The 24328-nt window shown below is 59.5% G+C and carries 24 protein-coding genes and 1 pseudogene; 15 read left to right on the top strand and 10 right to left on the bottom strand.

Annotation, left to right across the window (positions count from 1 at the left end):
* Nucleotides 1-121 precede the first annotated feature (121 nt).
* From ACXX9E_RS04925 to ACXX9E_RS04865, 13 genes and pseudogenes are all read left to right on the top strand, one after another.
* Complete coding sequence (locus ACXX9E_RS04925) at nucleotides 122-949, top strand: lysozyme inhibitor LprI family protein (RefSeq protein WP_458555102.1); 828 nt, start codon at nucleotides 122-124, stop codon at nucleotides 947-949.
* Nucleotides 950-996: 47 nt separating this feature from the next.
* A complete protein-coding gene (locus ACXX9E_RS04920) occupies nucleotides 997-1422 on the top strand; it encodes a hypothetical protein (RefSeq protein ID WP_458555101.1) in 426 nt (141 codons plus the stop codon).
* 8 nt (nucleotides 1423-1430) lie between these two features.
* Entirely contained in the window at nucleotides 1431-1892 is a 462-nt protein-coding gene (locus ACXX9E_RS04915) for an XAC2610-related protein (RefSeq protein ID WP_458555100.1), read from the top strand.
* A gap of 20 nt (nucleotides 1893-1912) precedes the next feature.
* A pseudogene (locus ACXX9E_RS04910) lies at nucleotides 1913-3278 on the top strand (lysozyme inhibitor LprI family protein).
* Nucleotides 3279-3416: 138 nt separating this feature from the next.
* Complete coding sequence (locus ACXX9E_RS04905) at nucleotides 3417-4811, top strand: TIGR01777 family oxidoreductase (RefSeq protein WP_458555099.1); 1395 nt, start codon at nucleotides 3417-3419, stop codon at nucleotides 4809-4811.
* A gap of 9 nt (nucleotides 4812-4820) precedes the next feature.
* Nucleotides 4821-7271 (top strand): alpha/beta hydrolase, encoded by a 2451-nt coding sequence (locus ACXX9E_RS04900; RefSeq protein ID WP_458555098.1) that lies wholly within the window; start codon nucleotides 4821-4823, stop codon nucleotides 7269-7271.
* Complete coding sequence (locus ACXX9E_RS04895; RefSeq protein ID WP_458555097.1) at nucleotides 7268-7777, top strand: hypothetical protein; 510 nt, start codon at nucleotides 7268-7270, stop codon at nucleotides 7775-7777. The genes ACXX9E_RS04900 and ACXX9E_RS04895 overlap by 4 nt, the downstream gene beginning before the upstream one ends.
* A gap of 86 nt (nucleotides 7778-7863) precedes the next feature.
* Nucleotides 7864-8319 (top strand): hypothetical protein, encoded by a 456-nt coding sequence (locus tag ACXX9E_RS04890; protein ID WP_458556570.1) that lies wholly within the window; start codon nucleotides 7864-7866, stop codon nucleotides 8317-8319.
* A 4-nt stretch (nucleotides 8320-8323) separates the two neighbouring features.
* The gene (locus tag ACXX9E_RS04885) at nucleotides 8324-8695 is read left to right on the top strand and encodes a hypothetical protein (protein WP_458555096.1); all 372 of its coding nucleotides are present in this window, start codon (nucleotides 8324-8326) and stop codon (nucleotides 8693-8695) included.
* A 19-nt stretch (nucleotides 8696-8714) separates the two neighbouring features.
* Nucleotides 8715-9263: a hypothetical protein gene (locus ACXX9E_RS04880; RefSeq protein WP_458555095.1), complete on the top strand. Its 549-nt coding sequence runs from the start codon at nucleotides 8715-8717 to the stop codon at nucleotides 9261-9263.
* A complete protein-coding gene (locus tag ACXX9E_RS04875; protein ID WP_458555094.1) occupies nucleotides 9250-10098 on the top strand; it encodes a tetratricopeptide repeat protein in 849 nt (282 codons plus the stop codon). The genes ACXX9E_RS04880 and ACXX9E_RS04875 overlap by 14 nt, the downstream gene beginning before the upstream one ends.
* Nucleotides 10099-10100: 2 nt before the next feature.
* Nucleotides 10101-10859, top strand: coding sequence for a lysozyme inhibitor LprI family protein (locus ACXX9E_RS04870; RefSeq protein ID WP_458555093.1), 759 nt, complete (start codon nucleotides 10101-10103; stop codon nucleotides 10857-10859).
* A 43-nt stretch (nucleotides 10860-10902) separates the two neighbouring features.
* Nucleotides 10903-11343, top strand: a complete 441-nt coding sequence (locus ACXX9E_RS04865) for a hypothetical protein (RefSeq protein ID WP_458555092.1) — start codon at nucleotides 10903-10905, stop codon at nucleotides 11341-11343.
* Between the two features lie 57 nt (nucleotides 11344-11400).
* Here ACXX9E_RS04865 and ACXX9E_RS04860 read toward each other — a convergent pair whose 3' ends face one another.
* The gene (locus ACXX9E_RS04860; protein ID WP_458555091.1) at nucleotides 11401-11772 is read right to left on the bottom strand and encodes a DUF6124 family protein; all 372 of its coding nucleotides are present in this window, start codon (nucleotides 11770-11772) and stop codon (nucleotides 11401-11403) included.
* Between the two features lie 519 nt (nucleotides 11773-12291).
* Between ACXX9E_RS04860 and ACXX9E_RS04855 the strand changes: the two genes are divergently transcribed.
* Nucleotides 12292-12675: a helicase gene (locus ACXX9E_RS04855; RefSeq protein ID WP_025112696.1), complete on the top strand. Its 384-nt coding sequence runs from the start codon at nucleotides 12292-12294 to the stop codon at nucleotides 12673-12675.
* 251 nt (nucleotides 12676-12926) lie between these two features.
* Here the strand turns inward: ACXX9E_RS04855 and ACXX9E_RS04850 are convergent, their stop codons facing one another.
* The 6 genes from ACXX9E_RS04850 to exbB all read right to left on the bottom strand — a co-directional run bounded on the left by ACXX9E_RS04850 (nucleotide 12927) and on the right by exbB (nucleotide 19825).
* Nucleotides 12927-14327 carry an aminoacyl-tRNA deacylase and HDOD domain-containing protein gene (locus ACXX9E_RS04850; protein WP_336347554.1) on the bottom strand — a complete coding sequence of 467 codons (1401 nt, stop codon included), beginning with the start codon at nucleotides 14325-14327 and terminating at the stop codon, nucleotides 12927-12929.
* A 79-nt stretch (nucleotides 14328-14406) separates the two neighbouring features.
* Nucleotides 14407-16482, bottom strand: coding sequence for an ATP-dependent DNA helicase RecG (gene recG / locus ACXX9E_RS04845; protein WP_186743951.1), 2076 nt, complete (start codon nucleotides 16480-16482; stop codon nucleotides 14407-14409).
* Between the two features lie 9 nt (nucleotides 16483-16491).
* On the bottom strand, nucleotides 16492-17421 hold the full coding sequence (locus ACXX9E_RS04840; RefSeq protein WP_007920331.1) for a hydrogen peroxide-inducible genes activator: 930 nt from the start codon (nucleotides 17419-17421) through the stop codon (nucleotides 16492-16494).
* 269 nt (nucleotides 17422-17690) lie between these two features.
* Nucleotides 17691-18437, bottom strand: coding sequence for an energy transducer TonB family protein (locus ACXX9E_RS04835; protein WP_123469872.1), 747 nt, complete (start codon nucleotides 18435-18437; stop codon nucleotides 17691-17693).
* Nucleotides 18434-18862, bottom strand: coding sequence for a TonB system transport protein ExbD (gene exbD / locus ACXX9E_RS04830; RefSeq protein ID WP_123469870.1), 429 nt, complete (start codon nucleotides 18860-18862; stop codon nucleotides 18434-18436). The genes ACXX9E_RS04835 and exbD overlap by 4 nt, the downstream gene beginning before the upstream one ends.
* A 6-nt stretch (nucleotides 18863-18868) precedes the next feature.
* Entirely contained in the window at nucleotides 18869-19825 is a 957-nt protein-coding gene (gene exbB, locus ACXX9E_RS04825; RefSeq protein ID WP_123469868.1) for a tonB-system energizer ExbB, read from the bottom strand.
* Between the two features lie 188 nt (nucleotides 19826-20013).
* Between exbB and ACXX9E_RS04820 the strand changes: the two genes are divergently transcribed.
* Nucleotides 20014-20871 (top strand): SDR family oxidoreductase, encoded by an 858-nt coding sequence (locus ACXX9E_RS04820; protein ID WP_458555090.1) that lies wholly within the window; start codon nucleotides 20014-20016, stop codon nucleotides 20869-20871.
* Between the two features lie 137 nt (nucleotides 20872-21008).
* Here ACXX9E_RS04820 and ACXX9E_RS04815 read toward each other — a convergent pair whose 3' ends face one another.
* From ACXX9E_RS04815 to spoT, 3 genes are all read right to left on the bottom strand, one after another.
* Complete coding sequence (locus ACXX9E_RS04815) at nucleotides 21009-21749, bottom strand: putative periplasmic lipoprotein (protein ID WP_128615337.1); 741 nt, start codon at nucleotides 21747-21749, stop codon at nucleotides 21009-21011.
* Between the two features lie 68 nt (nucleotides 21750-21817).
* The gene (gene ridA / locus ACXX9E_RS04810; RefSeq protein WP_014340863.1) at nucleotides 21818-22198 is read right to left on the bottom strand and encodes a deaminase RidA; all 381 of its coding nucleotides are present in this window, start codon (nucleotides 22196-22198) and stop codon (nucleotides 21818-21820) included.
* Nucleotides 22199-22222: 24 nt separating this feature from the next.
* Complete coding sequence (gene spoT, locus ACXX9E_RS04805) at nucleotides 22223-24328, bottom strand: bifunctional GTP diphosphokinase/guanosine-3',5'-bis pyrophosphate 3'-pyrophosphohydrolase (RefSeq protein WP_123469862.1); 2106 nt, start codon at nucleotides 24326-24328, stop codon at nucleotides 22223-22225.

The raw sequence follows: 24328 nt of genomic DNA, 5'->3' as shown, positions 1-24328 counted from the left end.
CGATCCTGGGTGGCATGGGCACCACCGAGGCGTATGTGCGGTGATTGGTAAAGGGGACGGATTTATTTGTTGCGCTCGACTGCTTTGAATTTAGTTGAGAGCGTAAATAGATCTGACCCGTTTGTCGGTTCTGACTCTATCTTCTGTCGCAGGCCCGTTCAGAATTGAACGGATCACTGATTTTTTACGGACGCCAAGGAATGCAGTTTTTCAGATTCAGCCTCATTTTTTACTTTCAATACTGTCGCCTGTGGTCATGGCTGAAGGCACGATGATTGCCACCATCCTTCAGGCCGACTTTTCCAAGGATCCGGAAGTCCGGTTGCTTGTCAGAGTCGTTGATGTGGGTGGCGGTTCGGATACCCCTTCCATGGCTGTTCGTAATCAATGCCTGGAGAGGAAGGCGTCCGCAGAACGTCCTGGGCCGGATCCGTGCTTTTCGATAGAGATCACTGAGAGCAATAAGCAAAGGGCCATTGTTCGGCAAACGCTATTGAATGATCCTCAGCGCACAACCGACCCTATCTATTTGGAAATTGTTTATCGCTCGGAGGTCAGCGAGAGCGATCCGACGAATCACCATCAGCGATCCGCCACACTGAAGATCGAAGAAAACGGCCTCTACAATTGGAACAATGAGAGCGACCAGGCATTGGCGGACGTTGAGTGGTTTCCCTCGGGAAATGATGTTCTTGATCTGATGGTTCCTGACGCGGATGCATTGCTGAATTCTGTATATCGGGATCGTATGGGTCGGCTGGACGAAAGCGGTCAGAAAGCACTGAGAGAAACTCAAAGAGCCTGGATGAAATTTCGAGATGCGGAGTGCCAGGCCGACCCGAAATCGCATAAATCAGTTTTCGGTGAGTGGTCCGATGCCTGCCTGATTCGCGCGACGATAGAGCGTGCTCGCCAATTGGCTTTGGCACTGGACAAGAGCAGACGTTGAAACGGGCAAGCCAGAGCATTCGCGCGAAAGCGTCGACTTGGATGAGCATGAACAAATTTTTCTTTCTCTTTTTTGCGCTATTTCCTTTAGGCGCTCAAAGCGCAGTCACCACCGAATCACTTTGCTTCGAATTATCCCAATCGAGCCCGGTAAAGTTCGAACTCCGTACCTACTACGACGAAGCCAGCAAATGGTCCGGTGGTTTCGTGAAGTACGCCAAGTCCAGCGAACCCATTTCCATTGTGCTGACGGATTACGAGGACGAGATGCTCAGTCCCGATGCGCCTTGGCAGAGCACCACAACCTGGTCTGAAGTCATCAACGGCAACGTCACGGGAACCTATCAGTTCGTGTCTCAAGGGACGCACATCGTCTCGATGTCTTACACGAAGAGGTCTAACGGCAAGGTTTTTCATTTCGGAAATAACACCAGCATCGACTCCTCCCTGGAGTCCGGATGCAAGTGGGAGTAGGGCAGTACATGCAATTCAAAACTCTAGCGGTATCACTGCTCGGCCTGATGTGGACGATCCCTGCGTTAGCCCAAACCACCACGTTCAGTCCAACCAAAGGCGTCGACGCGACGCTGGTTCTCGAAGGCTCCAAGCTGAACATCGCGGTTAAAAGCGAAACGCACAGCGAGTCGCGGACAATCGATTTTGAAGCCGAAAACGAACTCCACATGCAGTTCGACGATTTCAATTTCGACGGCGCCAAGGATTTCGCGATCTGGCAACTCGATGACGGCATGGGCACTTACCACTACTACCGGGTATTCGTTTACCAAGCCAAAACCGGCACGTTCGAAGAGTTGCAGCCGGACTGCGGCGATGGCTTCGTTAACCTGCGCGTCGACAAAAAACGTAAAGCGTTGCTCAGCACTTACTGGGAAATGAACATACCCAAGCAATGCATCACCCGATTCACCAAACGCAAAGCCTGAATGACTCAAGGATGAACACAGTGAACCGTTTTGTTTTAACCCTGCTGGCCGTACTGCTGCCGGCTTCAGCGGCCTATGCGCAGGACGACTGCAGCCATGTCACCTCAAGCCTGGAAATGGTGCCCTGCTCGGAGGCGGCGAAGAAGGCTGCCGATGCGCAGTTGAACGTCAGCTACAAGCAGTTGATGTCGCGGCTTGAGTCTGACTATCGAGCAGATTCGGCATTGGGCGCGGAGTACGCTGCGAAGGTCAAAGAGTCGCAACGGGCGTGGTTGAAATTGCGCGACGCGAACTGTCCATTGGAGGCATTCGAGATCGAGGTGGGTAAGCCTGCTTACGTGGCGGTCAACAACTTGTGCATCGCCAAGAATGAGTTGCGAGCGCTCGGCGTATCTGGACAAGATCGTCCCTGCGCTTGCATCCGATGAGAGCGCTTCGACGGCTCCCACCAGCGACGTTTGCCCCTCGGAGGAGTTCGCGCCTTTCCTGACTGCGTTTTCCGCCAACAGCGAATCACAGCGCCGTCTCACGGCGATGACGGTCAAGTCGCTGGTGTTGAAACCGGTAGCAGGAAAGGATCGAAGTACCTTTGAGCCTTCGACCTCGGGTGTCAGTGGAGCTACTTTCACCTACCCGCTGATGGCCGCCATTACACCCGGCAAGACACCTGGAGTCGAGATCGAAGAGGTCGACGACAGTCACGTCAACGTTGTGGATAAAAGGGCAGGCAACAGCAATGTGAAAATCTTCAACTTCTCTCGTCAGGCGTGCTGGGTGCTTGAGGGGATAGAGGATTGGTCAATCAGTGAGAAGGATCTTGTCGCAACACGCAATCCAGGAATGAGCCGCGCCGAGAACTTCTGTGATCAGCGTGCTGAAGCTTTAGGTGGGCTTGGGTTGCTTGAGCAATACCCTCTAACGGTGGAACTGGTTGAAGCGTCCCTAGAAAATTATGTATGTGCTGCGGAGTCAGGTGATGCAGAGGCAAGTCTTTCGGCGGCAAGCCTAAGCCTTTCGCAAATGGCGTCTCAGTTGGAAACGAGCAAGGTAGAGGCGTTGTTCAAAGCGGCCTCGAAAATACCAAGTGGCGCGCTGGCCTATGCCACGTTTCTTTGTTCAGGAAACTCCACTGACTATAACGGCCCTTGCCTCCATCCCGAGCAGGCAAAAGAGCAGGTTATTCGTGCTATTTCCATGGGCTCAGCTGATGCGATGAATTATCTGGCCTCGACCTTTGAAGGTGGCGAGTTTGGAGCGAAGGATATGTCCCGGGCGTTAGCCTGTTATCAGATGGCGGCTGACAAAGGTAATCAGTTGGGCATCTTCAACGTGGCGCGATTGGGATCGCAGGGCGCTGAACCTATCAAGGCCAGTCACTGCATCTGAAATGCCGGGTCATGTCTGATGCGTTTTCGCAGTCGTTGAGTCTGAATACGTCCGGTAAAACGTTTAGTTTTTGAGCATCTGACGACCACCATTTTCCTTTAAACTCCCCACCCCCAAGGAATGCGCTCAGGACACGGAATGCCAGCCCCCTCGACCTCGCTTCGCCCCGCGCTAGTGCTCTGGCTATACGCCGCCGCAATCGTGCACATTCTCGCCGGTCTCACCCTGACCTGGGCCGGTCATTCCGGATTACTCGACGGCTACCTGCACAATCTCGAACTCGCATTCTGGGGTGCCGATGCGGTACCCGCTGCTGGCCACGAACAACAAGTCTGGTGGCTCGCGCTGTTCGGCGCGACGCTGCAAAGTTATTCGCTGTACATGCTCGCGCTGGTGCACTTGGGCAATCGCTTGAAAGCCCCGGCAGTTTGGGGCTGGTTGATCGCGGGCATCCTGTTATGGGCGCCTCAGGACATGTGGCTCTCAGCGCAACAACAGGTTTGGTCGCATCTATGGCTAGATGGTTTTGCATTGCTGGTGTTGGTGCCGCCGTTATTCTGGCTGTATCGACATGACCGCCGAAAATCTCCTTCAGTAAAGACTCCGAGCCAATCCAACCCGTTTGCCGGCGGCGCTTTCAAGCGTGTGCTAATCACCGGCGGCACCGGGTTCATCGGTGAAACCTTGGTCAATCAATTACTCGACGCGGGCCACTCGGTCAGCGTACTGACGCGCGATCCATTGAGCGCAGCCAATCTATTCAACGGCCGCGTCCGCTGCGTGCATTCGCTCAGCGAACTCAGCCACGACGAAGCCTTCGACGTAATCATCAATCTCGCCGGAGCACCCGTCGCCGGCCCACGCTGGACTCCCAAACGTCAGGCGCAACTGCTCGCCAGCCGAGTCGGCACCACCGAAGCGTTGATGACCTGGCTGAAGAACACCAAGCACAAACCCGCGCTGTGGATTCAAGCCTCGGCCATCGGCTTCTACGGCGTACGCGATGCCAGCGAAAGCCTCGACGAACACGCCAGCAAGGGCGACGGTTTCATGGCCGAACTCTGCGCACGTTGGGAAGCCGCCGCGCAACCGGCCACCGAGTTTGGCGTGCGTCAGGTGGTGCTTCGCCTCGGCGTAGTGTTCGGCCCCGGCGGTGCGTTGACACCGTTGCTGCTGCCGTTCCGCCTGGGTTTCGGCGGGCGTATGGGCGATGGTCGGCAGATCATGAGTTGGGTGCATCGTGACGATGTGCTTCAGGTTATCGCGCGGGCTTTCAACGATGACAGTCTGCGCGGCACCTACAACATTGTCGCGCCCGAAACGGTCAGTCAGGCAGCGTTCGCCGAGCAGGCCGGCAAGGTCCTCAAGCGCCCGGTGTGGTTCCACATTCCCGCCGCGCCAGTGCGTGCATTGGCAGGGGAAATGGCTCAGCTGTTCTTCGACGGTCAGCGCGTGGTGCCCCAGCGTTTGACCGAGGCCGGTTACACGTTCCGCTACCCCACCCTCGACGCCGCTCTGCGCGATCTGACCTGAGTGCCGCTCATGAGCAAGCCCTTGATGTACCTGCTGGCCGGCAACGGCAGCGCCGCCGATTGGTGGGATGACGCGCTGCCGCACTTTCAGCGCTACGACGTGGTGCCGCTGGAGTTGCCGGGCTTCGGCGCCAATCCGCAGCCACCCTGCGAGGATCTCGCGGACTACGCGCAGACTTTGCTGGCGATGACGCAGCAGGGCAGCGCGATCATGGCGGTCGGGGTCAATGCGTTGCTGGTGCTGCATGCGTTGCAACGTCGGCCGGGACACTTTTCTCGCAGCGTTTTGCTGGCACCGGTCGGTGCGTTTTTGTGGCAGCGTCGCTTGCCGGCACTGATGTCGCCGCTGCCGATTCGCAAGACCATTCACTGGCTGCTGTCGAACAAGCCCACGCTGTTCGCGCGCAAGTTTTCCAACCAGACCTGGACGTCCGCGCAGTACCAACGCATGGGCGCCGGCTATGCGCGCTGCCGTGCGTTTGTGCCGCATTGGGATCTGATCCGCGCAGATACTGCGTTGCCGCTGCTGGAGTGGATCACCGATCCGGTCGAGTTGGTCTGGGGCGATCAGGACGCTGTACTCGGCATCGAGCAAGCGGCTGCATGGTCGGCGATTCTCGCTCGTGCAGATCTGACCATCAGCCTCAAACCGGATTGGGGTCATTACCCATGGATCGACTCGCCCGCGCAGTTCGCGCAGTGGCTGGAGTCGGGCGAGCGCGGGTTTGTCGCGCATACCAAGGGTGGGCGGTTGCGCCTGGCTGAACTGGCGCGGCAACCAGTGCCGGCGGCACTGACGCTCAACGATTGCAACGATCCGCGTCTGCCGACATTTCTCGCCGCCCAACCTGATGTGACCTGGGCGGTGCGCTCCTCCAGTTATGGCGAGGATCAGGCAGATTCGGCGAATGCCGGTTTGAGCACGACCTATCTGCGCGAGCCGTCCGCCAATGTGCCGAAACGCATCGCCGAACTGACGGCCGAAGGCGTCGAGGAAGTGGTGGTGCAGCGCTTCATCACCCCGGTGGTTTCCGGAATCGCTTTTGTGCGACATCTCTCGGTAGAACTGGAATGGGTTGAAGGCCATCTCGAATCGCTCGCCGACGGTCAAGTCAGCCCCTCGCGGGCAACGCTTTCGCGGCTCGGCGATGCGTGGCGCAGTGGCACGTTCACGCCGTCCCACGGCTTGACCGAAGACCTGCTGTGGCGCTTTCTGCAAGACGTGTTGCGCGTGTTCCACTACGTGCCCGGCGACGTCGAATGGGCCTGGGACGGCGCGCAACTGTGGCTGCTGCAATACCGGCCGATCAGCGACTACGGCTGGCGCCGCCACCTGACCGCCGCCAACATCGCCGAGATCCTGCCGCCGCAACCGAGCGTGCTGGTGGAGTACGCCCAACGCCGCGCGGCAGCGAGTATCCCGGCGATCATGGCGCGGTGGGATGCTCGAGTGTTGCAGGACAACGAGCCGTTCACTGCCGTGTTCGGCGGCGCGTCCTACATCAACAACGACCTGTTCCTCGCCCGACTCGCCGACTGGGGCATCAGCGCCAGCAACTACGCCGGTGAAGTCGGCGGCGCGACCCCGCATCTGCCGTGGCAACCGCTGAAAGTGCTGCGCTCGTTGCCGCTGTTTTTGCGTATGCAACGCAAGGCTCGCGGCCATTTGCTGAACCTTGAAAACGGCTTGCAGCGCTTTGATCGGGAACTGGCCGAACTCGTCGCCCAAGCTGCCGATGGCCAACAACTCGCGGACTGGTTCTCCCGGTTTTACGTGTTCGTGGTACAAGGCAATCTGTGCATCGCCACGGCACTGGCCAGCAGCGGCGGCGATTGGCTGGGGCGCCCGCCGACCGCTTACGACAATCTTGAAAACAGCCCCCATCGACTGCCATGGGAAACCGATCCGGCCACGCCTCGACCCGCGTCTAGCGAACTGCCGCTACAACCACTCCCGCAATGGTCAGGGCTGATCCGCCTCGCTCATTCCACCGGCATGCCGGGTCTGCGCGGCTACTACCTGCAAGTGCGCGAGTGGTATCGCGACAACCTCATGCGCATCTTCTTTCGTCTGCACCACGCCATGCCGCTGGCGGATCGCGAGCACTGGTTTGCACCGCATCCCGACGTTCGCACTCGAGACGACAGCTTCTGGCAGGACGGTCGCGAAGGTGCGGAGCAGGCCACCGGGTTCATGATTTATCCGGGGCAGGTGCAAGGCATCCTCGGCGCCGACATCCTGCTCGAAGACACCCTCGATCCGGGGCGGCACGCGCATTATCAAGCCGCGCGGGCGGTGATTGCGCGGATGGGCGGGCGCCTGTCGCATGGTTCGACGTTGTTGCGCGAATTGCGCAAGCCGTCTGCGGTGATGCCGCAGGTGGATCAGGCGTGGTTGGGGTGTGAGGTGTTGTATCGGGATGGTGGGTTGGAGTTGATCAATTCGAAGGATATGAAGTGAAACGATTGCTGGTGTTATGTGTGAGCTGGTTGCCGATAGCAGTTATGGCGGCAGATGTTTGCAATCAGGAAGCTGACTCAAAATATTTCTTATCGCAATGGTCGCAGAGCAGTGAACAACCGGAAGACATACTTTCCAGTCTCGATGGAAAAGAGTTTTCTATCGATCCGGGCCACGTGGTTTTTCGCGGCGATCTAAATGGCGATGGCATCGAAGACTTCATCTTCAATTCCCGCGTCGGCATTGGCTCATCAATGGATAGCACATTTGCCTTCCTGATCCAGTGCCGTGGTTATTTGAGGTATTCGGGCGGCGATTACTTCGCCGGGGTCAAAGTTCTGGACGGCCCACCCAAGGGGGGAGGTGAGTTCAAGGACATCGAGATCTACTCCTACATCAGGGACAAGCGCGGGCGGATTCGCTACAAGGGTGAAAAGGCCATGACCCGGCCACATCTGTGGCAATTCGACCCGCAGACACAGCGTTACGAAGGGCAGGCTGAGTAAGCCGACGGTCCCCGTTGCATTTACGGAGTTACTACGTGAAAGGATTTTCGGTTCTTCTCGGCAGCTTGATATTGGCTGCCGCGTCCATGACATTCGCTGCCGATCCAACCTTCAAGGATTACACCATCACGCCAGTTTTCACCGGCCCCAACCATAAGCTGGTGTCGCAAGAAAACAGCAGCCCAATGATGGATCAGGCACGGGTGCAAGCCCTGAAAGGCAAGGTCAACTTCGCCGGCCATTACATCCTGCACAGGCTCGGTTGTGGCGGTAGCGCGATTTGCGGCGAAGTGCTGGACGCTCAGACTGGGGAAGTCGTTGGCGGTCTGCCGAATGCCTACGACGGCAGCACGTTCGGCATGGTTTACCAGCCCGACAGCCGCTTGATCATCGTCTCCGGCATCACGCTCGACGGCGAAGAAGATGCGCAGGGGAATGCTTTGGAAAGCGGCAACCGGGATCGTTACTACGAGTTTGTGAACAATGAGTTTCGGCTGCTGAGCATGACCGACGTGGAATCGTCGCCGATGGATGAGGAGTGAGTGGATGAACTGGTTTTTCATTCGGTCGGTGCTGATTGCGCTTTCGCTTTTATCTCATTCACTGCCCGCGACTGCCAGCGAAGGGAGTTGCTACGGCTACCTTACTGAGCTTGTCAGGAGCAGCGATTTTCCGTTTCGTTATGTCGGCAAGGACAAGGTCAATTTGCTGATCGACGAGGATGACGGTGAAGTAGTGCGCGCTCAGCTGTTTTTCGACACTGACGGCAGCGGCACGATTGGCTGGATCAAATACACCCCGGCTACTCACGAATTGCTCAACACCTCGGCCGAGCTGGATGAACCGGTGGCGTTGTCATTCGACGCCAAGTTTGCGGACGGCTATGCGAAGTGCTTGGCGGAACAACAGGCTGGTTAACGGCGAAAAGGATTTCTCAATGAATCAGCTTTTGGTTTCCGGGAGCCTGGCATGGTTGTTCTCTTCCCCAGCCTTCGCCGCGCCGACGGATGCTTACACCCAACGCGATGTCATGCAGTGCGGCGGTGTTGAAGTGGTGTTGGTGTCGTCCTGCCGATCGGTGACGGTGGATGGTGCGCAAGCCCACGTCATCCCGGTCTGCTCCGACCAGACCATCAACATCGGTAGCGAGGTGCTTCGACGCGATATCAGCAAAGTTTCACAACTCACTTCCGACGGTGCGAAGACGAAGATGTTGAGCAATGTTGTTGTGGCGATGGATTGCGTGGAAGGCACCCAGGGCAGTCTTGTTTCGATAGGCGGCTATGGCGGTTGTGGTGCTTGCGGGGAGTGGCACGGCTATTACTCGACATCAGGGCGATTGGAGCAATACAGCTTCGATAATAACCAACGCTCTTTTGGTTCGAAGGGATCTCGGGACGAGCTGATCAAGGCCTATGGCGTTACGAAGAGACAGCTAATGTCAGAAAGCCCGGCGGTGAAGAGGATCGTCTATGGCCAGCCTTAAGTGGGTGTTGATGATCAACTGCCTTCTTGCCGCCACAAGTGCCCTTGCCGAGGACCCGCCCATAGTCGGTATCGACGGACACACGGTTACGTTTCGAGCGACAAAGTGGACTATGCCCGGCGTTGAGTCGGCGACCGCATGGTTCACCGCCAACGGCAAAACCTTCCCGCTTTTCGGCGCCGACATTGGCGCCGATGGGCATTCCAATATGCTCAGTCCTGACAAGAAAACTCTGCTGCTCGATCCAGTGATCTTCGGGATGTTGTCGCTCGAGAATGGTGAAGAAAAACTGGAGTCGCAACAGCATTGCGTTGTGATCTCCATGGAGACCGGTTGCGTGCTCGCTGATCGTTGGGCCACTTTTTGTGTCGGTCAGTGGAAGGGCAATCAGTGGATTTCCGCAGACGGTGATGTGCTCACTCCTGCCCTGGAGACGAAGTCCCCAAAGGACTTGCTGAAATATGTTTCAAGTATGGTGCCGGCGCAATCCCGCGCAGAATCCATCGAATGGGGCCTGAACTTTTTAAGCCCCGAGTCCTACATGGCGTGCCATCCCCCGGCGCAAAATGTTCAGGCGTACAACGACCTAGGTTTTTATCTGGCCGAGGGCGGTAGAGATGAACTGGCGCTGAAGTTTTATCGCGGCGTTGAGGTCGTCGGTAAACGCACGGTGCTGATGTTGAACATCGCCGATTCACTCTGGCGCCTTGATCGCAAAGATGAAGCGCAGCGCTATTACAGCCAGTACCGCGACGCGATGAGCGCCGCCGGCAAGGCGCAGAAAATACCTCAACGTGTAGTTGAGCGATCCGTCATTCAGGGAATGAAAAATTGAACATGTTTGCGCGTTTTATCGCGTTGTCCTTTGGATGCCTGTTTGCCTCCTGCGCGATGGCCGAGGACGACTGCAAAGAAATCACCGTGAGCGCCCAGGTCGATCGGTGCGTGGAGGCAGCCCGCAAGGAAGCCGACACGCAACTCAATGCCAGCTACAAGAAACTGCTGGGACGGTTTGAGGCTCAACAAGCGCGTGACCCTGAGCAGGGTAAAGCGCTGGTCGCCATGGCCAGAGAATCCCAGCGCGCCTGGATCAAGCTACGCGACACCACATGCCCGCTTGAAGCCACGGAAATCGAGCCTGGGGTGGCAGCGCATGTCACGACGATCAACAACTGCGTGGCCAGAATGAGTCTGGAGCGTGCGGCTTATCTGGACACGATCGTCGCTGATGAGCCGGATAATGTAGTTGATCTCAACAAGGTGTACCTGTCCGGCTCCCAGCGCTTCGGCGATGTCGTGGCACGTTATGTCAGCACCTTTGGCAGCCCATGCCTGACGGTCCAGATACTGGCGCCCAACGGCGGTTGGAGGGTGCTGTCCTCCAAGCGTTTTTGCAGTTTCGAGGGCAAGGCATTTTGGACGGACTATGCCGATGCCGGGTTTGAGGATCATGCGTTTGCCGAGGATGGGTTGCACGTGACGCTCAGTTTGACGGAGCTTCGTGGGCTCGGAGAGAAGCGCCTTGCCTGTGTGATACCGATTCAGAGCGAGCAAATCAAAGAGCTGAAGTGTGGCGCGCTTGAGCCTGGGGCATAACAGGCCCGAATAGTTTGCTGATACCCCTGAAACCGCTAAAGGAATGTTCGGTTTGAAATTTTCGTCTGCATTGTTTTCCGCGTTGCTCGTTTTCGTTCCTCTGGCGGCTCATAGCGAGGTCGCGACCGAGGTTTTTTGCTTCCGCTCCTACGAAGGCAAACCCATAAATTTTGAATTCCGAACCTATTACGACTCTGTCGCCAAATGGAGCGGTGCTGGCGTCAAGTACAGCAAGTCGAAACAGGTTATTGGGCTGGTTCATCGCAGTACTGAACAAGAAGAGCTCGTGTATGGCCGGCCCTACCAGTACACGACAACTTGGGTTGAAGTAGTTGATGGCGCACTGACAGGTGAGTATCAGATGGTCACTCAGGGTGGCCGGGTTGATGCGATGACGTATACGAATTACAAGTCTGCAAAGAAGTATTCGTTTAAAAACGATTACAACGTGGATGCGAAACTCGAAAAAGGTTGCGAGTGGTGAAGCAGGGAATATTCAGAAAGGGGACTTAACGTCCCCTTTGTTTATCCGCAAATCTCGCTACGGCTTGGCCGCCATGCTCTTCAATTCAATGTGATCAAGCATCCCTTCCACCATCAATCGCACCCCGTCCGCCATTCTGCTTAGAGCCAGTGCCACTGAGCGGCGGGAGCCGGGGAGGTCGTCGGCGAGGTCGCAGGCGATGACGCTGATGGACAGCAGGTCTTCCGAGGCGTTGGCCATGAGGGCCTCGGCGTCGGTGCCAGGGGAGAGGCTGAAGAGGCCCGTTTCGCGTTTGGTATGTGGTTCGGTGGGCGGCTTGAAGTGGTGGTCGAGGGCGCGCTCGGCGGCTTCGTGGAATTTCTTTGATTCCAGAGTTTCGTAGGGCGAAACGTCTCGATTCTCTGGGGGATTGGGTGTTGGTTTGATCATTCGGTCTTACTCCAGTTTAAGGAGCCGACACCGTTTCGCTCGCACTTCGAAAGTGGTGGCAGCTGTGCATAGGTGTGCAAGACCGGTGGAGTAACCCGGCAGACCCGAAGGTCTCCCATACACAGCAGCCATAACGATCCGCGAGCATAGGAAAACGCTCGGCGAATTGCCATAACCAATGTGCACTCCAGCCGGACTTGCACGTCCGAGTCACCGATTTTGCGGCGACCCACAGAGCCTATCCACATCGCACCAACTCGCCTAGTTCATGGACAGCCCGGCACTTTGCAGGAAATTTCCCATAGATTCGCGGGCCGGAAGATCAAAAGATTGCAGGCTTCGCCAGCTCCTACAGGGATGTGTTTCAACAGGTGTAGGACGTTGCTTGCAGAATCGTGACTTGGTGGTCATCGTGCGGGAAATGACCAGCATCCTCTTCCAACAGCGGCAGATACTGGCGTTATCGTCCGAATCCCTTACACTCCCCCGGCCGTTCATTTTCCTTTTGAGGCTGTGCGCATGAAATTTCGTTTTCTTCTGTGGATGATGGGTTTGTTGATGGGTAAGGCCAGCCGGACAAATCCTGCGTTCCAGCAGCAGTTGGGTGACAAGGATCTGGTGTTTCAGCTGCAGACGCTGGACGGGAAAGTGGCGCGGCATTTCGTGGTGAAGAATCAGCGCATCACCAGCAAGTCCGGTGTGGTGGCGGAGCCGGCGTTTGCAATTGCGTTTAAAGATGCGGGTTATGGCTTTGCCACAATGCAAGCGAAGAACAAGCAGCTGGCGTTTATGCAGGGGATTCAGGACAAGTCGATCCAGCTGAAAGGTAATCCGGCGCTGGTGATGTGGTTTCAGGGGTTGATGAAGTATTTGAAGCCGAGGAAGGCAAAGCCCAAGGCTTGAGTAGAAGGGCTGTTGTGGCGAGGGGATTTATCCCCGATGGGCTGCGCAGCGGCCCCAAAACCTGAGACCTCGATATAACTGACACACACTGTTGGCTGGGTTTGCGACTGCTGCGCAGCCGGTCGGGGATAAATCCCCTCACCACAGGTTTTGTGTCAGACAGGTAAATTGGGTTGGATTCATCGCGGGCAAGCCCGCTCCCACAGGGATTGTGTTGATCTTGTGGGAGTGAGGCTTGCCCGCGAAGCTTTTTAGGCCTGACTGAACTGCGAGGCCAGTTCGCGCAGCAGAACTTCGGCTTCGAGGACTTTGCTGACCACGTCGTTGGCTTTTTCGCGAGTCAGGCCGACGCGTTCCAGCAGGGCGTCGGGAATGTCTTCGTCGGGGCCGGAGCCGATGCCGCGACCGCGCAGCAGGCGTACGGCCAGGCAGACGAGGTTCGGGTATTCGGCATAGGCGCCGTCGTAGCTCGGGTCGTGCTGGAAGCGCAGGGCGGTGGCCAGTTCGTCGGGCATGTCCCAGTAGCGCATCAGCCACGAGCCGATCTGTTCACGGCTGATACCGAGCAGGTGTTGCTCGATGTAGCTGTGACACAGGTGCGGGTTGACCTCCAGGTGACGGCAGATCAGCGAGAAGTGCGGCGGGAACACGTGGGCCAGCAGCAAGTAGCCGAAGTTGTGCAGCAGGCCGGCCAGATAGGTCAGGCCGGCTTCCGGGCGCTGGGCGCGCGGCATGGCGCGGGTCAGGCCTTCGATGACGGCGGCGGTGTAGATCGACTGCTGCCAGTACGGTGTGGTGTGTTGCGGGTGGTCTTTGGGCAGGCTCAGGGTCTTGCCGAGGGCCAGGCCCAGCGCGAGGTTGATCACCAGATCGAAACCGAGCACGCGGACGATCGCGTCTTCCACCGAACGGATCTTGCCCGGCGAGGCGTAGTACGGCGACGCCGCCCAGCTCACCACTTGCGCGGCCAGCGCCGGGTCGGTTTCGACCACGCCGGTGATGTCGTCGATGGTGGCGTTGGGGTCGACGCGCAGCTTGATGATTTTTTGTGCAGTTTCGGCCAGCGGTGGAATCTCGATGGTCGCTTCCAGACGCTGCTGAATCCGCCGCGCGGTGAACGCCTGCACGGCCTGGGTGATTTCCTCGCGGTCATCGTCCGGGCGGTCGAGGTTCGGGCGGATGCTGCTCAGGGCTTCGCCAAAGTTGGCGGCGCTGGCCTTGGTCAGCATGGTCTTGAAGTCTTCGCTGGCGATTTCCAGCAGCAGGCCCGGCTCGCCGGAGTTGATCAGCAACTTCGGCTCACGCAGCAGGCTTTCTTCGTAGAGGCACGGCGAACTGGTCAGTGCCGGCAGGCCCGGCAGCAGGCTCAGGCTGTGTTTGCCGAGCATTTTTTCCAGGCGATCGGTGGACACGGCGGTCAGGCGACGGCCCGTGAGTTCGGCGAGGCGGTTGAGGTCCAGCAACTGGCTCTGCGGAAACAGCACCATCAGCGCGCCGACGGCATCGTCCAGCAACACGGCTTGTACCTTGCGCGAAGCATTGAGACCGTGGTGGTCGAGCACCTCTTCGTAGGCGATACCCAGCTTGCCGAGCAGCAGCCGAATTACAGACGGCGCGTGCGGGAGTTCGGGGGCGAGAGCTGCGTCAGTCATGGTCTGTATCCGTTTTTGAAACAATTGCAGGAGTATAACCAGCTTGGTTGGAACGGGGGTTCAGAAACTGCGACGGTGCTCACACTTGGCCGTATTGCTGTCCGTGGCGCAGCCAGCGGTCGAGTAACGGGCTGACGTGGGTCGGCCAGCGTTCCAGCAAGGCTTGCGCGGCGTCGCGGACGGCGGGCAGCAGGTCGGCGTCGCGCATCAGGTCGGCAACCTTGAATTGCAGCAGGCCGGTCTGGCGGGTGCCGAGCATTTCGCCGGGGCCGCGCAGTTCGAGGTCTTTTTCGGCGATGACGAAACCATCGTTGGTCTCGCGCATGATGCCCAGGCGCTGGCGACCGATCTGTGACAGCGGAGGATGGTAGAGCAGCACGCAATGGCTGACCGCGCTGCCCCGGCCAACCCGGCCACGCAGTTGGTGCAGTTGTGCGAGGCCGAGGCGCTCGGGGTTTTCGATGATCATCAGGCTGGCGTTGGGTACATCGACGCCGACTTCGATCACCGTGGTGGCGACCAGCAGTTGCAGGTTGCCGGCCTTGAATTCGGCCATGACTGCGGCTTTTTCCGCAGGTTTCATACGCCCGTGGATCAGCCCGACTTTCAGCTCGCCGAGGGCGGCGGTGAGGTCTTCGAAGGTGGTTTCGGCGGCCTGACAGGTCAGCTCTTCCGACTCTTCGATCAGCGTGCACACCCAATAGGCCTGACGCCCTTCGGCACAGGCGCTGCGCACCCGTTCGATGACTTCGACGCGGCGGGTGTCGGTAACCAGCACGGTGTTGACCGGGGTGCGCCCGGGCGGCAATTCGTCGAGGATCGAGGTGTCGAGGTCGGCGTAGGCGCTCATCGCCAGCGTGCGCGGAATCGGCGTGGCGGTCATGATCAGTTGATGCGGACACATGCGCCCGCCAACGCCCTTCTGCCGCAGTGCCAGACGTTGCTGCACGCCGAAGCGGTGCTGCTCGTCGATGATCACCAGTGCGAGGTTCTTGAATTGCACCTCGTCCTGGAACAGCGCGTGGGTGCCGACCACCATCGGCGTGCCGCTGGCAATCTGTTCCAGCGCGGCGACGCGGTTCTTGCCCTTGAGCTTGCCGGCCAGCCAGGCGACTTCAATGCCCAGCGGTTCGAGCCAGCGCTTGAAGGTGATGAAGTGCTGTTCGGCGAGGATCTCGGTCGGCGCCATCAGCGCGACCTGATAACCGGCCTCCAGCGCTTGCAGGGCGGCGAGGGCGGCGACCACGGTTTTACCGGCGCCGACGTCGCCCTGAATCAGCCGCAGCATCGGTTCGTGCTGGCTGAGGTCGTAGGCGATTTCGTTGCCGACACGCTGTTGCGCGCCGGTCGGGTTGAAACCGAGGTTGGCCAGGTATTTCGGCGGCAGCTTCGTGGCTTTTGGCATCGCCGGTGCGCGCAATGAACGCATGCTTTCACGCAGGCGTTGCTGGGACAACTGATGGGTCAGCAGCTCTTCGAAGGCCAGGCGATGCTGGGCCCAGTGATGACCGAGGGCCAGTTCATCGACGTCGGCATCGGCGGGCGGGTTGTGCAGGTAGCGAATCGCATCGGCCAGCGGCGCCAGTTGGTAGTCGCGCGCCAGTTCGGTCGGCAGCCAGTCGGGCAGGGTGGCCGGCTTGAGCATCGTCAGCGTTTGCATGCACAACTGGCGCAGACGCGCCTGGGTCAGGCCTTCGGTGAGCGGGTAGACCGGGGTCAGGGTTTCATCCACGGGCGGCGGTTCGTCACCGGTGATGGCGCGGTATTCCGGGTGGTAGATTTCCAGCCCTGAAGCGCCGGGCCGGGCTTCGCCGTAGCAGCGAACCCGCGTGCCGCGCTTGAGGCCTTCTTTCTGCGCGTTACTGAAGTGGTAGAAGCGCAGACTCAAGCCTCCGGTGCCGTCCTGCAAGCGCACAACGAGGCTGCGACGGCGACCCATGACGACGTCGGCACCGCTGACGGTGCCTTCGACCACGGCGTCCTGACCCGGCCGTAACGCACCGATCGGCACCACGCGGGTGCGATCCTGATAACGCAGCGGCAGGTGGAACAGCACGTCCTGCAGGTTCTCCAGGCCGACCTTGGCCAGTTTCTCGGCCATGGCTTCGCCGACACCCTTGAGTGCCGTCACCGACACTTGCGACAGCTCCGTCATGACGCTCGCTTAACCGGCGGTGACCGGTGCCGCTGGCTTGGCCACCGAACACAGGCGAATGGAATCGGCGAGGATCTCGATGGCTTTCGGCCGCGGGAAGCTCGCGCGCCAGGCGATGGCCACGGTGCGGAAGGGCACCGGTGGTGACAGCGGACGCACTTCGATGACGCCGGGGGCGTAGTGATGGCTGTCGACGGCTGACAATGGCAGGATCGAGATGCCCAGGCCGGAAGCGACCATGTGCCGAATGGTTTCCAGCGAGCTGGATTCGACCGTGGTGTGTTTGGCGCCGTCGTTGCCTTTGGTCAGGGTCGGGCAGGCTTCGAGCACTTGATCGCGGAAGCAATGACCTTCGCCGAGCAGCAGCAGGCTCTTGTCGTTGAGCAGGCCGGCGTCGATGGTTTCTTTCTGTGTCCACGGGTGCTGGGCCGGCATCAGGACGTAGAACGGCTCGTCGTAGAGCGGCAGGGTCAGCACGTCGGCTTCGTTGAACGGCAGGGCGATGATGATCGCGTCGAGCTCGCCGTTGCGCAGTTTGTCGCGCAGCACGTGGGTGAAGTTTTCTTCGATGTACAACGGCATCTGCGGGGCGACCCGGTGCAGTTGTGGAATCAGGTGCGGGAACAGGTACGGCCCGACGGTGTAGATCGCGCCGACTTTCAGCGGTGCGGTCAACTGGTTCTTGCCGGCTTGGGCCAGTTCACGAATGCCTTGCGCCTGCTCGAGCACCTTTTGCGCTTGGGCGACGATGCCTTCGCCGACCGGGGTCAGGCGCACGGCGCTTTTGCTGCGCTCGAAAATCAGCACACCGAGTTCGTCTTCAAGCTTTTTCACGCCCACCGACAGGGTTGGCTGGCTGACGTGGCAACGCTCGGCGGCGTGGCCGAAGTGCTGCTCTTGGGCGAGGGTAACGATGTAGCGTAATTCAGTGAGGGTCATAGCAAGCGTCCATGAAGATGCAGGCCAAGCATACCGGCTGCAATTGATAGACGCACGTTATCAGACTGAGTGAGGAATGCGACACCGGCCAATGTGGGTTTGCCGCGTGCAGATACGCAAAAGGCACCTTTCGGTGCCTTTTTGGCTGGCTATTACATCATCCTGTGGGAGCGAGCTTGCTCGCGAATGCGGTATGTCAGACGAAACTGCTCTGACTGACCTGGCCCCTTCGCGAGCAAGCTCGCTCCCACAGGGTATTGCGGTGTTGCTTAGCGGCGGCGATCGAGTGAGTACACAAACGGCGCCACAATTTCGATCGAGCCATTGGTCAACATGTCGGCCGGTGGCTTGGGCAGCGGTTGCGCGCGGCGGATCATTTCCAGGGTGGCCCGGTCCAGATCGGCGTTGCCGGAGCGGCTTACCAGTTCGAACGACAATACGTTGCCTTCGCCATCGACCACAAAGCGCAGACGGTTCAAGCCCTCCTTGCCGCGAGCCTGAGCACTTTGCGGGTACTTTTTGTACTTGGCCAGGTGTGCGAGCAGGGTGCCTTGCCAGCTGGCCTTGGCCGCCAACTGTGCCGGCGACGGGCCCGGCGCAGGCGCAGCGGATTTCTCCGTCGGTGCCGGGGTCGGTGGCGTATCGGCCGGTTTTTCCTCGGAAGGTTTTTCCTTCGGCGGATCAGGCAGCTTTTTCTCGACCGGCTTCGGCGGTTTAGGCTTTGGTTTGGGCTTGGGTTTCTGCACCGCGATTTCGGCTTTCGGTGCTTCAGCCAGTTTCGGAATCGGCAACTCTTCCACCGGAGCCGGCGGCTGCGGCGGTGTGACGACTTTCGGCGGAGCCGGCGGTGGCGGTGCCGGAACCGGTGCCAGTTCGACCATCATTGCCTGCGGTGGCAGTTCGATGGGCGGGCGAGCGGTCCAGTTCAGCGCCAGCGCGATGGCCAGCGCATGCACGCCCAGCACCACGGCCAGGCTACCGCCGTAACGCGTCAGCTTATGGCGCGTCGTGATCATTTCTTGGCAGCCGTCTCAAGCCCGACCAGACCGACCTTCAGGTAGCCGGCGGAGCGCAACTTGTCCATCACGCTCATCAGGTCACCATAGTCCACGCCTTTGTCAGCCTGGAAGAAGATGGTGGTGTCTTTCTTGCCTTTGGTCTTGGCGTCGAGCGCGGCGCCAAGGGTGTCGGCTTTGACTTCGTCGTCGCCGATGTACAGGCGCTGGTCAGCCTTGACGCTGAGGAACACCGGTTTCTCCGGGCGTGGCGCCGGTTTGGCGGTCGAGGCTGGCAGGTCGACTTTGATATCGACGGTGGCCAACGGTGCGGCCACCATGAAGATGATCAACAGCACCAGCATCACGTCGATGAACGGCGTGACGTTGATTTCGTGGTTCTCGGCCAGATCGTCGTCTGCGCCTTCTTTCAAATGCAGGCCCATGGCCGATTACCCCACTTTCACCATGTGCGGTTGCGAGCTGCTGCGCTCAGGCTGGTGGTCGAGGTCGCGGCTGACCAGCAGCAGCACCTGCGCCGAGGCATCGGACACCTGCGCCTTGTAACCGGCAATGGAGCGGGCGAACACGTTGTAGATGACAACGGCTGGAATCGCTGCAACCAGACCCAGTGCAGTGGCCAGCAACGCCTCGGCGATGCCCGGCGCGACGACGGCAAGGTTGGTGGTCTGGGTCTTGGCGATGCCGATGAAGCTGTTCATGATGCCCCACACGGTACCGAACAGGCCGACGAACGGCGCGGTGGAACCGATGGTGGCGAGCACGCCGGTGCCGCTGCTCATGTTGCGACCGCAGGCGGCGACGAGACGTTCGAGACGGAAGCTGACGCGTTCCTTGATGCCTTCCTTTTCGCGGCTGTTGACCGACAGGCGCATCTCTTCGAGGGCGTCATGCACCAGCAGGTTGGCGAGGGTGCCTTCCTTCGCCGCCGTGGCGCTGGCTTCTTTAAGGGTGGCGGCTTTTTTCAGGGCGGCGATTTCGCCACGCAGACGACGCTTGGCGCCCATCAGCTCGAAGCCTTTGGCGATCCAGATGGTCCAGGTGATGATGGAAGCGATGGCCAGACCGATCATCACGATTTTCACGATGATGTCGGCGTTCTGGTACATGCCCCAAGGCGACAGGTCGTGGGCCATGCCCAGGGAGTTATCGGCTTCGAGGACTTCAGGGACGTCGGCAGCATCGACAGCCTGCACCGGATCGGTAGCGGCCGGGGCAACCGGAGTGGCGGCAGGTGCGCTTTGCTCGGTGGCGGCTGGAGTGGCGGGTGCCTGAGCGTCAGCGAAAGCGGCGGTCGGTGCCAGCATCAGGCTGAGCAGCAGAGCCGCTACGGTGCTCCAGGCGCGAGGTCGATTGGTTGGCGAAGCGGAGGTTTGATTACGTGTCATGCTGGCCGGACCTGAGATAGAAAAACGTTGCTGCTCTTCCAGGCCTCGTGAGGCCGAGAACAAAAGTGGCGTGCATTATTGCAAGTAATTCTTGTTAACAAAAGTAATAGAGTATCTTTTTTTCCTCGATTGCTAGCCGTTCGTCCTTCGCCGGGGCTAGTCTGTTCCTTTCCGATGGGAGTTTTCTGATGTCCGCGCCTTCTGTTTTGATTGCCGGTTGTGGTGATGTCGGCAGTCGTCTGGCTACGCAATTGTTGAACGCCGGCTGGGAGGTTCATGGCCTGCGCCGCAACATTTCGCGCCTGCCCGACGGCGTGATCGGCGTCGCGGGTGACCTGTTCAGTGAAGATTGCCCGGCGACCTGGCCGGTGGGTGCGGTGGATTACCTGGTGTATTGCGCAGCCGCCACCGATCACGACGAGGCCGGTTATCGCGCGGCTTACGTCCAGGGTTTGCAGAACGTGCTGAGTTGGTTGGGCGACTATGGTCAGGTGCCGGAGCGGCTGATTTTTGTTTCCAGCAGCAGTGTTTATGGCCAGCAGAATGGCGAATGGGTGGACGAGCATTCCGCAACGCTTGCGACCGGTTACTCGGGGCGATTGATGCTCGAAGCCGAGCAAGTGGCGCTCAACAGTGGCATTCCGGCCAGCGTCCTGCGCCTGACCGGCATCTACGGCCCGGGCCGTGAGTGGCTGTTGACTCAGGTGCGTCGCGGTTATCGCGTAGCGGTCGAGCCGCCGCTGTATGGCAATCGGATTCACGCTGACGACGCGGCCGGATTGCTAGCGTTCCTGTTGGAGAAGGATCGGCAGGGCGTGAAACTCGAGGATTTCTACATCGGCGTCGACGATGCCCCGGCACCGTTGGCCGAGGTGGTGGGCTGGCTGCGTGATTATCTTGGGGTTACCGAATGGGCGGAAGACGCCAGCGTGCGTTGCACCGGCAGCAAGCGCTGCAGCAATGCCCGGGCCAAAGCGTTGGGCTGGACGCCGACGTATCCGACTTATCGCGAGGGCTATGCCGCGATTCTTGAAGGTAAATGCTGACATCTGAACACCACACACGACTGTGGGAGCGGGCTTGCCCGCGATGGCGGCTTGGCAGTCAACTAAAGTGTTGAGTCTGTTGGCCTCATCGCGGGCAAGCCCGCTCCCACAGGATTATGTGTTGCTCCCAGGTGCGGTTACTGCTTTTCGAGCAACCACTTGCGCTCACCGGGGGTGAACTGCGGCATTTCATCCGCCAGTGCAGTGTTCACTGCCTGGAAAATCTCCAGTGCCCTGCCTTTGCGGGCAAAGATCCAGTTGTTGCCCTGGCCGTTGAGTTGCAGCCACATGCTGTCGTGGTCGCTGTTCATTGAAGCGCAGTCGCCCGCCAGGCACAGCGCATAGCGGTCAGCGCCGGGCAGGCCGGAAACCTGGCCGTCAGCCTGGAACTGCACGGTGTTGCCTTCGCCGTCGCCACTGGCAATCTTCCAGCTGCCGCCCAGATACGCCGAATACAGTGCGCGTTCGAAGCTGGCGCCGATTGGCGCGCCTTCCGGCACCGGGATTTGCGCGCGGTCGAACAATTGGTCGGGCTCGTTCTCGGTGGCCGCTTGTTTCATCCGGCCGCCGTCGCGTTTCAGCTCACTGCTGGAGCTGCCATAGAAGTCGACTTTCCAGGCGCCGGACTGTTCGCCCTGCAGCCGTCCTTCGACGTTCTCGAAACCGTTGGTGTAGCGGGCCTGGCCGGCCTTGGTGTTGATGTCCCACTCAAGGTTCGGGCCGTAAGCCTGAAGCGCTTCGCGCAGGGGGCCGCCCTTGGCAGCGGCATCGATCGCCACCTGATTGATCCAGGTGCCGCTGATGTCACGGTCGGCAGGGTTGCTGGCGCAGCCGCCGAGGAAAATGGCGAGCAGCGGGAGAGCTAGCGCTTTGCGCATGGTGGAATCCTTTCAAAACCTTTTCTTGCTGAGCAGTCGGCGCGGCGTATCAGGCCGCGCCGTGCGCATCACTCGATGACCAGAATGGCATCCATTTCAACCTGCGCACCCTTTGGCAGGGCAGCAACGCCGATGGCGGCACGGGCCGGGTATGGCTGGTCGAAGTACTTGCCCATGATCTCGTTGACCTTGGCGAAGTGGCTCAGGTCGGTGAGGAAGATGTTCAGCTTGACGATGTCCTTGAACGAACCGCCAGCGGCTTCAGCCACGGCTTTGAGGTTCTCGAACACCTGGACGGTCTGGGCTTCGAAACCCTCAACCAGTTCCATGGTTTTTGGGTCCAGAGGAATCTGACCCGACATGTAGACGGTGTTGCCGGCCTTGATCGCCTGGGAGTAGGTACCGATGGCGGCTGGGGCCTTGTCGCTGGTGATAACGGTCTTGGTCATGTATGACTCCTTGTTAGGTGTGAGTTATGCACGCATGCGGGTGATGCGAATGACCCCGGTCAGGGCGCGCAGCTTCTTGATCACGCGGGCCAGGTGCACACGGTCGTGGACGCTGACCACCAGTTGCACGACGCTGATGCGACCATCGCGTTCGTCCATGCTGATTTTTTCGATATTGCCGTCGGCCGCGTTGACGCTGCTGGCCAGCAGGGCGATCAGGCCGCGCTGGTGTTCCAGCTCGACGCGCAGTTCGACGTTGAATTCGCCGGTGACATCCTTGGCCCACGAGAGCTGGATGCATTTTTCCGGGTTGTGTCTGATTTCGCTGATGTTGCGGCAGTTGTCCAGGTGCACGACCATGCCTTTGCCTGCCGACAGATGGCCGACAATCGGGTCGCCCGGGATCGGTGTGCAGCACTTGGCATAGCTCAGAACCAGCCCTTCGGTGCCGCGAATAGCCAGCGGACCTTCCGGGCTCGGCAATTGCTCGCCTTCGCCGAGCAGGCGGCGGGCGACCACGTAGGCCATGCGATTGCCCAGGCCGATGTCTTCAAGCAGATCTTCGATCAGTTCGAGACGGTACTCGGCGAGCATCGCCTTGACGCGCTCGGCGTGGATCTTCTCCAGCGAACTGTCGAAGCCGTTGAGCACCTTGTTCAGCAGGCGCTCGCCGAGGCTGATGGATTCGGAGCGGCGTTGCAGTTTCAGCGCATGGCGGATGTGCGTGCGCGCCTTGCCGGTGACCACGAAGTTGAGCCACGCCGGATTCGGCCGTGCGCCCGGTGCGCTGACGATCTCGACCGTGGAGCCGCTTTGCAGCGGTTCGGACAGCGGCGCGAGACGACGGTTGATCCGGCAGGCGATGCAACTGTTGCCGACGTCGGTATGCACCGCGTAGGCAAAGTCGACCGCCGTGGAGCCTTTCGGTAGCTCCATGATCCGGCCTTTTGGCGTGAACACGTAGACCTCGTCCGGGAACAGGTCGATCTTCACGCTTTCGATGAATTCCAGCGAGTTGCCGGCACGTTGCTGCATCTCCAGCACGCCTTTGACCCACTGACGGGCGCGGGCATGGGTGCCTTTCGGCTGTTCGTCACCGCTGGACTTGTACAGCCAATGGGCGGCGATGCCGTTGTTGGCCATCTCTTCCATTTCGCGGGTACGGATCTGGATCTCGATCGGTACGCCGTGCATGCCGAACAGCGTGGTGTGCAGCGACTGATAGCCGTTGGCTTTGGGGATCGCGATGTAATCCTTGAAGCGTCCCGGCAACGGTTTGTACAAATTATGTACAGCGCCTAGTACGCGGTAGCAGGTATCGACCTTGTCGACGATGATCCGGAACGCGTAGACGTCCATGATCTCGTTGAAGGCCCGACGCTTGCCGCGCATTTTCTTGTAGATGCCGTAGAGGTGTTTCTGACGACCGCTGACTTCGCCCTGGATGCCGTCGATAGCGAGGCAGTGGCCGAGGGATTCTTCGATCTTGTTGACGATTTCCTTGCGGTTGCCCCGGGCGCGCTTGACCGCCTGGTAGATCCGCGCGGAACGCATCGGGTGCATGGCCTTGAAGCCGAGGTCTTCGAATTCGATACGAATGGCGTGCATGCCCAGCCGGTTGGCAATGGGCGCGTAGATCTCGAGGGTTTCCTTGGCTATGCGCCGGCGCTTTTCGCCGGACAGCACTTCCAGCGTGCGCATGTTGTGCAGGCGGTCGGCGAGTTTGACCAGGATCACGCGAATGTCGCGCGCCATGGCCATGGCCATTTTCTGGAAGTTTTCGGCCTGGGCCTCGGCCTTGGTCTCGAAGTTCATCTGGGTCAGTTTGCTGACCCCGTCGACCAGTTCGGCCACGGTTTCACCGAACTGCGCTTGCAGCGCTTCCTTGGCGATACCGGTGTCTTCGATCACGTCATGCAGCATCGCGGCCATCAGGCTCTGATGGTCCATGTGCATGTCGGCAAGGATATTCGCCACCGCAAGAGGATGCGTGACGTACGCCTCGCCGCTGCGACGGCGCTGACCGTCATGGGCTTGTTCGGCGTAGAAATACGCTCGGCGGACCAGGTTGACCTGGTCATTGCCGAGGTAGGTCGATAAGCGATCGGCGAGGGCGTCTATGCTCGGCAT

The organism is Pseudomonas sp. GNP014, from assembly GCF_054344005.1.
The sequence above is the reverse complement of the archived record's forward strand: the minus strand, read 5'-3'. Positions and strand labels throughout refer to the sequence as shown.

Bases quoted from the DNA above. Each gene is read 5' to 3' on its own strand.
- ACXX9E_RS04920 (WP_458555101.1), top strand. From the start codon at position 997: ATGAACAAATTTTTCTTTCTCTTTTTTGCGCTATTTCCTTTAGGCGCT.
- ACXX9E_RS04915 (WP_458555100.1), top strand. From the start codon at position 1,431: ATGCAATTCAAAACTCTAGCGGTATCACTGCTCGGCCTGATGTGGACG.
- ACXX9E_RS04905 (WP_458555099.1), top strand. From the start codon at position 3,417: ATGCCAGCCCCCTCGACCTCGCTTCGCCCCGCGCTAGTGCTCTGGCTA.
- ACXX9E_RS04900 (WP_458555098.1), top strand. From the start codon at position 4,821: ATGAGCAAGCCCTTGATGTACCTGCTGGCCGGCAACGGCAGCGCCGCC.
- ACXX9E_RS04890 (WP_458556570.1), top strand. From the start codon at position 7,864: ATGACATTCGCTGCCGATCCAACCTTCAAGGATTACACCATCACGCCA.
- ACXX9E_RS04885 (WP_458555096.1), top strand. From the start codon at position 8,324: ATGAACTGGTTTTTCATTCGGTCGGTGCTGATTGCGCTTTCGCTTTTA.
- ACXX9E_RS04880 (WP_458555095.1), top strand. From the start codon at position 8,715: ATGAATCAGCTTTTGGTTTCCGGGAGCCTGGCATGGTTGTTCTCTTCC.
- ACXX9E_RS04875 (WP_458555094.1), top strand. From the start codon at position 9,250: ATGGCCAGCCTTAAGTGGGTGTTGATGATCAACTGCCTTCTTGCCGCC.
- ACXX9E_RS04870 (WP_458555093.1), top strand. From the start codon at position 10,101: ATGTTTGCGCGTTTTATCGCGTTGTCCTTTGGATGCCTGTTTGCCTCC.
- ACXX9E_RS04865 (WP_458555092.1), top strand. From the start codon at position 10,903: ATGTTCGGTTTGAAATTTTCGTCTGCATTGTTTTCCGCGTTGCTCGTT.
- ACXX9E_RS04860 (WP_458555091.1), bottom strand. From the start codon at position 11,772: ATGATCAAACCAACACCCAATCCCCCAGAGAATCGAGACGTTTCGCCC.
- ACXX9E_RS04855 (WP_025112696.1), top strand. From the start codon at position 12,292: ATGAAATTTCGTTTTCTTCTGTGGATGATGGGTTTGTTGATGGGTAAG.
- ACXX9E_RS04850 (WP_336347554.1), bottom strand. From the start codon at position 14,327: ATGACTGACGCAGCTCTCGCCCCCGAACTCCCGCACGCGCCGTCTGTA.
- recG (WP_186743951.1), bottom strand. From the start codon at position 16,482: ATGACGGAGCTGTCGCAAGTGTCGGTGACGGCACTCAAGGGTGTCGGC.
- ACXX9E_RS04840 (WP_007920331.1), bottom strand. From the start codon at position 17,421: ATGACCCTCACTGAATTACGCTACATCGTTACCCTCGCCCAAGAGCAG.
- ACXX9E_RS04835 (WP_123469872.1), bottom strand. From the start codon at position 18,437: ATGATCACGACGCGCCATAAGCTGACGCGTTACGGCGGTAGCCTGGCC.
- exbD (WP_123469870.1), bottom strand. From the start codon at position 18,862: ATGGGCCTGCATTTGAAAGAAGGCGCAGACGACGATCTGGCCGAGAAC.
- exbB (WP_123469868.1), bottom strand. From the start codon at position 19,825: ATGACACGTAATCAAACCTCCGCTTCGCCAACCAATCGACCTCGCGCC.
- ACXX9E_RS04820 (WP_458555090.1), top strand. From the start codon at position 20,014: ATGTCCGCGCCTTCTGTTTTGATTGCCGGTTGTGGTGATGTCGGCAGT.
- ACXX9E_RS04815 (WP_128615337.1), bottom strand. From the start codon at position 21,749: ATGCGCAAAGCGCTAGCTCTCCCGCTGCTCGCCATTTTCCTCGGCGGC.
- ridA (WP_014340863.1), bottom strand. From the start codon at position 22,198: ATGACCAAGACCGTTATCACCAGCGACAAGGCCCCAGCCGCCATCGGT.
- spoT (WP_123469862.1), bottom strand. From the start codon at position 24,328: ATGCCGAGCATAGACGCCCTCGCCGATCGCTTATCGACCTACCTCGGC.